This window comes from Alteromonas sp. KUL106 (assembly GCF_009811415.1).
GTDB lineage: Bacteria > Pseudomonadota > Gammaproteobacteria > Enterobacterales > Alteromonadaceae > Alteromonas.
In genome coordinates, this window is record NZ_BLIG01000002.1 from 1 (window position 1) to 6,127 (window position 6,127).

8 protein-coding genes and 1 pseudogene are annotated in these 6,127 nt (G+C 42.5%); 6 read left to right on the plus strand and 3 right to left on the minus strand.

The annotated features are described in order from the left end of the window. Positions 1-13: 13 nt before the first annotated feature. Positions 14-400 (minus strand): aldo/keto reductase, encoded by a 387-nt coding sequence (locus GVO63_RS01840; RefSeq protein WP_201281864.1) that lies wholly within the window; start codon positions 398-400, stop codon positions 14-16. A 249-nt stretch (positions 401-649) separates the two neighbouring features. Here GVO63_RS01840 and GVO63_RS01845 point away from each other — a divergent pair, with 249 nt between their 5' ends. The 3 genes from GVO63_RS01845 to GVO63_RS01855 are packed head-to-tail and all read left to right on the plus strand — an operon-like array spanning position 650 to position 2,712. After that, a complete protein-coding gene (locus GVO63_RS01845; RefSeq protein WP_159577911.1) occupies positions 650-1,456 on the plus strand; it encodes a YHYH protein in 807 nt (268 codons plus the stop codon). 10 nt (positions 1,457-1,466) lie between these two features. Then, positions 1,467-2,063, plus strand: a complete 597-nt coding sequence (locus GVO63_RS01850) for a toxin-antitoxin system YwqK family antitoxin (RefSeq protein WP_159577912.1) — start codon at positions 1,467-1,469, stop codon at positions 2,061-2,063. Beyond that, complete coding sequence (locus tag GVO63_RS01855; RefSeq protein ID WP_159577913.1) at positions 2,044-2,712, plus strand: SCO family protein; 669 nt, start codon at positions 2,044-2,046, stop codon at positions 2,710-2,712. The genes GVO63_RS01850 and GVO63_RS01855 overlap by 20 nt, the downstream gene beginning before the upstream one ends. Positions 2,713-2,793: 81 nt before the next feature. On the opposite strand, the gene GVO63_RS01860 is transcribed toward GVO63_RS01855, so the two are convergent. After that, positions 2,794-3,477 (minus strand): response regulator, encoded by a 684-nt coding sequence (locus GVO63_RS01860; RefSeq protein WP_159577914.1) that lies wholly within the window; start codon positions 3,475-3,477, stop codon positions 2,794-2,796. Beyond that, the gene (locus tag GVO63_RS01865) at positions 3,474-5,027 is read right to left on the minus strand and encodes an ATP-binding protein (protein ID WP_159577915.1); all 1,554 of its coding nucleotides are present in this window, start codon (positions 5,025-5,027) and stop codon (positions 3,474-3,476) included. The genes GVO63_RS01860 and GVO63_RS01865 overlap by 4 nt, the downstream gene beginning before the upstream one ends. A gap of 76 nt (positions 5,028-5,103) precedes the next feature. Between GVO63_RS01865 and GVO63_RS01870 the strand changes: the two genes are divergently transcribed. From GVO63_RS01870 to GVO63_RS19565, 3 genes and pseudogenes are all read left to right on the plus strand, one after another. Beyond that, positions 5,104-5,385 carry a hypothetical protein gene (locus GVO63_RS01870; protein ID WP_159577916.1) on the plus strand — a complete coding sequence of 94 codons (282 nt, stop codon included), beginning with the start codon at positions 5,104-5,106 and terminating at the stop codon, positions 5,383-5,385. 180 nt (positions 5,386-5,565) lie between these two features. Continuing rightward, complete coding sequence (locus tag GVO63_RS01875) at positions 5,566-5,910, plus strand: hypothetical protein (protein ID WP_159577917.1); 345 nt, start codon at positions 5,566-5,568, stop codon at positions 5,908-5,910. 36 nt (positions 5,911-5,946) lie between these two features. Continuing rightward, positions 5,947-6,127, plus strand: a pseudogene (locus GVO63_RS19565) (hypothetical protein); the annotation flags it as partial.

Genomic DNA, 6,127 nt, shown 5'->3' on the forward strand with positions numbered 1-6,127 from the left:
CGCGCCTTAGCACTTAAAACTCTTCAGTATCAATTTCTAGCTGTGTCGCCTGCGGGTATCGAGGCCCGCTGATTTTTTGCGGTGCAAAACTATCGGCTAACGTTTGTAACTGGCTAGCACTTAGCCTTATTTTTTGCGCTGCCACATTATCCTTTAAATGGCTAAGATTTGTCGTGCCTGGAATAGCATGTATGCATTCGTGCTGCTGCAGTACCCATGCAAGCGCCACTTGCGCTTTGGTACACTGAAGCTCTTCCGTTGCCGCAATATGCGGAAAAATATCCACGCGTTGCCCATCATCATGCATGTAGTTATTCTTATTCGGATGCGGCCAGTCTGTACCCCACAACACCCTCTCAGGGATAACTTTCAACAACGTTGCGCGCAAAGGGAACAACATCGCGGTAGTCTTGTGAGGGGCCTAGCAGCGACAGTCGCTCAGTGCAGCTTACCTCAGACCAGAATTTTTCATTTTCTGGCATCTCTATTGTAACGGGGTTAAGAATAGTGGCCGTTAACGCCAAGATTATCTATCGTCTTTCCTTATTTTCTGCACACATTCTGCACATTGTTTTTATAAAGTTAGTCCACAATTTAGACATAAGTGGGTTGTTTCAATAGTGACTCACCTTTTGAAGGTCAAACCTTGATGAATACATTCTATAAGCTTGCAAGTTTAGCCGTATTAAGCGCTTTTTTCGTAACGGCTTGTGGAGGAGGCGACGCTGAAACGAGTAATGAAGTTGTACCAATAGATGATTCACCCGTCGATGAATCAACTTCAGACGGAACACCGCTTGCTATGTTGCCCGATGCATATTTAATGTTTAATTCAGACAGCGTGACGACAGTAATTGATGGTGCAAATATCATTATTGAGTCAACTGGTTTACCTGACCACACTTCACCCTATTGGTCACCAGACCACCCCCTGTATATAGCACCTGTTGTAACCACATTAGACAGATTGGTGCCGGGACACATTGATGATTTTGTTGGCACTTTCACGTTAATAGTGCCAGGTATACCTGACAAGGCAACTAATCCTACTGCGACAGGACTTGGTCCAATTGGCATAGCGGTGAGCGGTGCGCCGATATACAACGATGAGGAAGGCGCAGGTCGAGCGCTCGATTCAGCTATTGAAGGCTTAGATTATAACGGCGCTCATACTGGACCACAGAGTTATCATTATCATTTAGAGCCATTGGCCATTTCGGATGATGATGAGAACCTAATAGGTGTTATTGCTGATGGTTTCTTCTTATTTGGGCGAAAGTGTAATTCAACGGGAACGTATCCAACGGATTTAGATACCTCTGGAGGTCATGTCGAAATAACGCAACATCATGCAGAGCCGACTTATCACTATCATGTCCAAAATGATCTGTACCTGAACGCTTATTACATTTTGTTTCCCGGCGATTATCAAGGCACGCCAAGTGCAGTTCAGTAAATGTGTTCTATTGGGAATAACAATACTGGGGGGGGTATTGATTTTCGCTTCCATTTTCTGTGTTGAGAGGCTGACACTACTATCTCAAAACGATGTGTTAGTGGTACCCAAAAGCAATATCACTACGAGTAAGAGAACAGGTTTAAAGTTTTACGAGCAGACGCTTTTTACAGGCCATATTGTCGAATATTATCCGCCGCAAAGCGTCGATGGCTCCCTCCAGTTAAAAAGCAAATCTCGCTATGAGAATGGCATTAAGCATGGCGAAAGCAAGCAATGGTATCCAAACGGGATGTTAGGGTTTATTGCTTACTACGAAAAGGGAAAACTTCACGGACCACATATTAGCGTGTGGGCAAATGGTAATTTACGCGCAATCGCTATGTATGAAAAAGGAAAAATTCAGGGATTGGCAAGACAATGGTACGTGTCAGGTGAAAAGTTTAAACGCATGAATTATATCGATGGCATGGAAGTCGGATTACAACAAGCTTGGAGAACTAATGGCAAGCTGTATGTGAATTATGAAAACGTAAATGGCCGAATATTCGGTATGAAAAAAGCCAACCTATGCTTTGGATTAGATAATGAAGAACTTATTTTATAGTGTTACCAAACCTGCCCTGTTGCTCTGTATAACGGCACTTACTTTCGCCTCACAGGCACAAGAGCGCGCAGGAGCTAAAGTAACCTTACCTTTTTACAAAAGTGCTGAATTTACGCCTTATTGGTTAGTTCCCAGCAGCGTTGAGGCTCACAACTTTCACCGAGTATCTGACTTTTCATTCACTAACCAAGCTGGTGAAACAGTAACTAACGCAACATTCGAAGATAAGGTGTATGTCGCTAATTTCTTTTTCACAACATGTCCGGGTATTTGCCCGAAGATGCGTTCAAGCATATTCAAAGTACAAGACTTCTTTGAAGACAATGAACAAGTAAGCATCATTTCTTATTCAATCCAGCCCGAAACAGACACGGTCGACGTGTTAAAAAAATATGCAGAAGAACATGACATTATTGACGGTAAGTGGCATTTAGTGACAGGCGATAGGGGCGATATCTATCAGTTGGCAAGAGAAGATTATTTTGCCAATGAAGATATTGGCGAATATATGGAAAACGAAGACTTTTTACATACAGAAAACTTATTGCTGATTGATAAAAATAGACATATTCGCGGTGTTTACAACGGATTGAACAAAACGTCTATTCAGCACCTTTGGAACGACATTAACCTACTATTGAAAGAATAATCCTCGATAGCCTTACCTGTTGTCATCAAAGCTTAATCGTATTTTTACAAACGGGGGTTGGTATAGACCACTCCCTTTATTTCACTCTACTTTGTAGCCAATACCATAAACTGAATGCAGACAAGATTCTTGGTTGTCTAAGTTAAGTTTAGCACGTAAGTTTTTCATATGACTGTCAACCGTTCGATGGCTAACAATGCGATCATCGGTGTAGCATTTTGTCATTAGCATAGTGCGGTCGAATACCTTGCCTGGATATTGAAGCATGGCGCCGAGCAGTCTAAATTCCACTGGGGTGAGGTCAATGAAGTGCCCATCTCGAACGCAACTGAAATTTTCGATGTTCAGCGCTATATTTTTGTACGTAATTACATTAGGAGCAGCAGTGTTGTGATGCATTGATGTACGGCGCAGGATACCTTCCACTCGAGCTACTACCTCTCTGGCTGAAAATGGCTTACAGACATAGTCATCTGCACCAAACCCTAACCCCATTAAACGATCAATTTCTTCTATTTTGGCTGTAAGCATGAGGATGGGCACCTGTGAAACCTCTCGAAGTGCTTTACATATCTGAAGGCCATCCTTGTTTGGCAACATTACATCCAAAATCACAAAGTCAGGTTGCTCGCCCAATATGCTTTCCAACGCTTGCCCTCCATCATGTAACACAGAGGTTTTAAAATTTGCTAAAGACAAGTTATCGACAAGGATTTGAGCGATTTTGGGCTCATCTTCAACGATAAAAACATGTTGTTGATTCACATCCTGCTTCCTTTTATCGGTAATGAGACAGTGATAGAAATACCGCCTAGAACACTGGGGGTAGCGCAGATTGTTCCATGATGGGCATGTACGATATTTCTGCAAATGGCAAGCCCAAGCCCCGCCCCGCTATTAAATCTAGTGCGCGCGGCATCTTGACGCTGCAATGGTTTAAATATTTGTTCGCATTCTTCTTCAGAAACGGTAGGTGCCGAGTCAGAAAAAGTGATGATAAGAGTATCACTGCGCACTTCAAGTTGGATACGCAATGCTCCACTAGAATCGGTATACTGGAGACTGTTGTTCAATAGATTCAAAAACAACTGCTCTATTCGTTGCTGATCCGCATAAATACTGACGCCGACATTTTTCGCTCTTTTGATTAGGTTACTTATACTCAGCGAAATATCTTTATTGGCAAATTCTAGTGCTTTCTTCGCCACAACAGTTTCTAATAAAGGAATTACATCGATATACGTCATTTGATATCGAAGTGCCCCTGTATCTGACACCGACAATTGATAAAGATCTTCGACCAGACGGGTTAATCTATTTACCTCGTCTTCTAACGAACTTAAATTCTTTTGGTCGAAAGGACGTACACCTGTTTTGATTAGATCAATTTCGCCGACAAGAACGGTTAATGGCGTTCTTAGTTCATGAGAAATATCGGCAATCCACCTGCTTTTTGCACGCTTAGTGCTTTTTAAGGTTTGCGACAATGATTCTATGTCCGTCATCAACTGACCTAACTCGTCTTTACGGTGATGGGTCAGGTTAAGGTCGTAGTCTCCGAAACGCAGTTTTGCAACACTTTGCAAAACCGTTTGAATCGGATCTAACAGTAATTTTGAAAGAAAATATGCCAATAGAATAGCAAGTACTAAACAACCTCCGCCGACACTAGCACTCCATATTAATTGTTGCTGAGAAAACTCACCAGCGATATGTGAGTCATCGAGCTTTGAATGGTAACTGCGCAAAATGCCGATGGGTTGCGAGTTAAATTCAATAACGACGTCTGTAATCGTGGTACTTTTATTTGACGTAAAACTAGGAAACGGTGCATTGAAGAGTAACGTATGTTCCGTATCAAGTAATGTAGTGTGAACGAGTGCGTGTGAAGGCCGATTAAATCGCTCCAATTCTTTATCAAACGCGGGAGCTGCTGTTTGTCTAGGTGGCGCATGTAATGGCGCTTGACCTCTGCGCTGATGAGGTGGAGGATTTCGTAAGCCATCATCAGAGCGACTCAACAGCCGAACTATTTCGAAAGGGGGAGCGCGCAACCAGTCCTCATCATACTTTTCATAAATATCGCGGAGGTTAGCGGCTACCCCTTCCAGTCGTTGTTTTTCCATTGCATTAATGAAGTCGGCGAAGCCTTGGTCGAACCCCCAACGCGCAAGTGACAGTGTCGCAAACAAAACCAACGTAGTAAGTCCCAGAAACGACAGAAATAGTTTTTTTGATATGTTCATTACCGTCAGTATAAGTAGTTTTAACGGCTTTATCACCGTCTCATCTGCAACTACGGCACTTCTCCACATTGACCGCACTATTTCTGCACATTTAATCTTTACACTCACAGCGTTGATCTCGGCTTTCACTACTAAGGATTAATCCATGCAAATTCAGTTACGTAAAATAATCTGGCGAGTTTCTACGGTAATATTGATGACGATTATATTGAACGCGCTAAGCCACGCTCAAGATGACCGCAGAAAAGGGCCACCTCGTGAAGCAAAAGAGGCTTGTGCTAACAAATCAGAAGGCGATGCGATAACGTTCGAATCAAGAAGAGACGGCCCCATTGACGCGAGTTGCCAATTAATAGAAGACGAGTTAGTCGCGGTGCCTGAAAACCATCGACAAAACCGCGATCTTAAAGAACAACGCGATAACTAGAGGATTAGACGCGTTTGCGGTTAAATGTATGACTTTGTCCCATGACAGCCCTATCACCCAATTAATGGTTTTAGCAGGCTAATTAACAATAGCACTTTTGGTTGAAAGAACTTATAACTCGATGCGCTATTAGTATTGTTCTTGTGCACTTACTCAATCGTACTAAAACAGCCGTGTATAATGAAAAATCTATCTGCTTCAATACTACTGTTGTTTTGTTTGGCGTCGACTGCGTCTGAACTAACTTTGCTCACTGAAAATTTCCCGCCCTATAATTTTGGTAGTCGAGACAATGTTGTTGGTATTAACGCTGAACTTTTATCACGTGCTTATAATATCGCACAAGTGAGCTGCACGTTAGATCTCCTGCATTGGGAACGTGCATTTAAGATTACATCTACAGAACAAAACCGCGGAGTGCTTACTATTGCTCTAACGCCAAACCATGAAGACGGCTTTATTTGGATAGGACCCATAGACTCTAGCAACGTGGGCTTTTACCGTCTGAAAAGTAGAAAAGACTAATGCAGAGTCAATAAAATACTACGCAGTAGGTATTGCATGAGGAGACATCTACGAAACCACAAAAAAATGGGCTTTCAAGAAGGAGAAAACTTTCTTACGTTTGCTAACAAGCATGATGATTCTAAAATATTCAGACTAAGTAAGATGGACTTAATGATAGGCTCCTCGGTAACGTTAGCATCTCAACTGCATGAAGCGGAATCATGTGCTAAGCGCC

Excerpts from the sequence above, each read along its gene's own strand:
- GVO63_RS01845 (WP_159577911.1), top strand. The coding sequence starts at position 650 with ATGAATACATTCTATAAGCTTGCAAGTTTAGCCGTATTAAGCGCTTTT.
- GVO63_RS01840 (WP_201281864.1), bottom strand. The coding sequence starts at position 400 with ATGTTGTTCCCTTTGCGCGCAACGTTGTTGAAAGTTATCCCTGAGAGG.
- GVO63_RS01855 (WP_159577913.1), top strand. The coding sequence starts at position 2,044 with ATGAAGAACTTATTTTATAGTGTTACCAAACCTGCCCTGTTGCTCTGT.
- GVO63_RS01870 (WP_159577916.1), top strand. The coding sequence starts at position 5,104 with ATGCAAATTCAGTTACGTAAAATAATCTGGCGAGTTTCTACGGTAATA.
- GVO63_RS01875 (WP_159577917.1), top strand. The coding sequence starts at position 5,566 with ATGAAAAATCTATCTGCTTCAATACTACTGTTGTTTTGTTTGGCGTCG.
- GVO63_RS01865 (WP_159577915.1), bottom strand. The coding sequence starts at position 5,027 with ATGTGGAGAAGTGCCGTAGTTGCAGATGAGACGGTGATAAAGCCGTTA.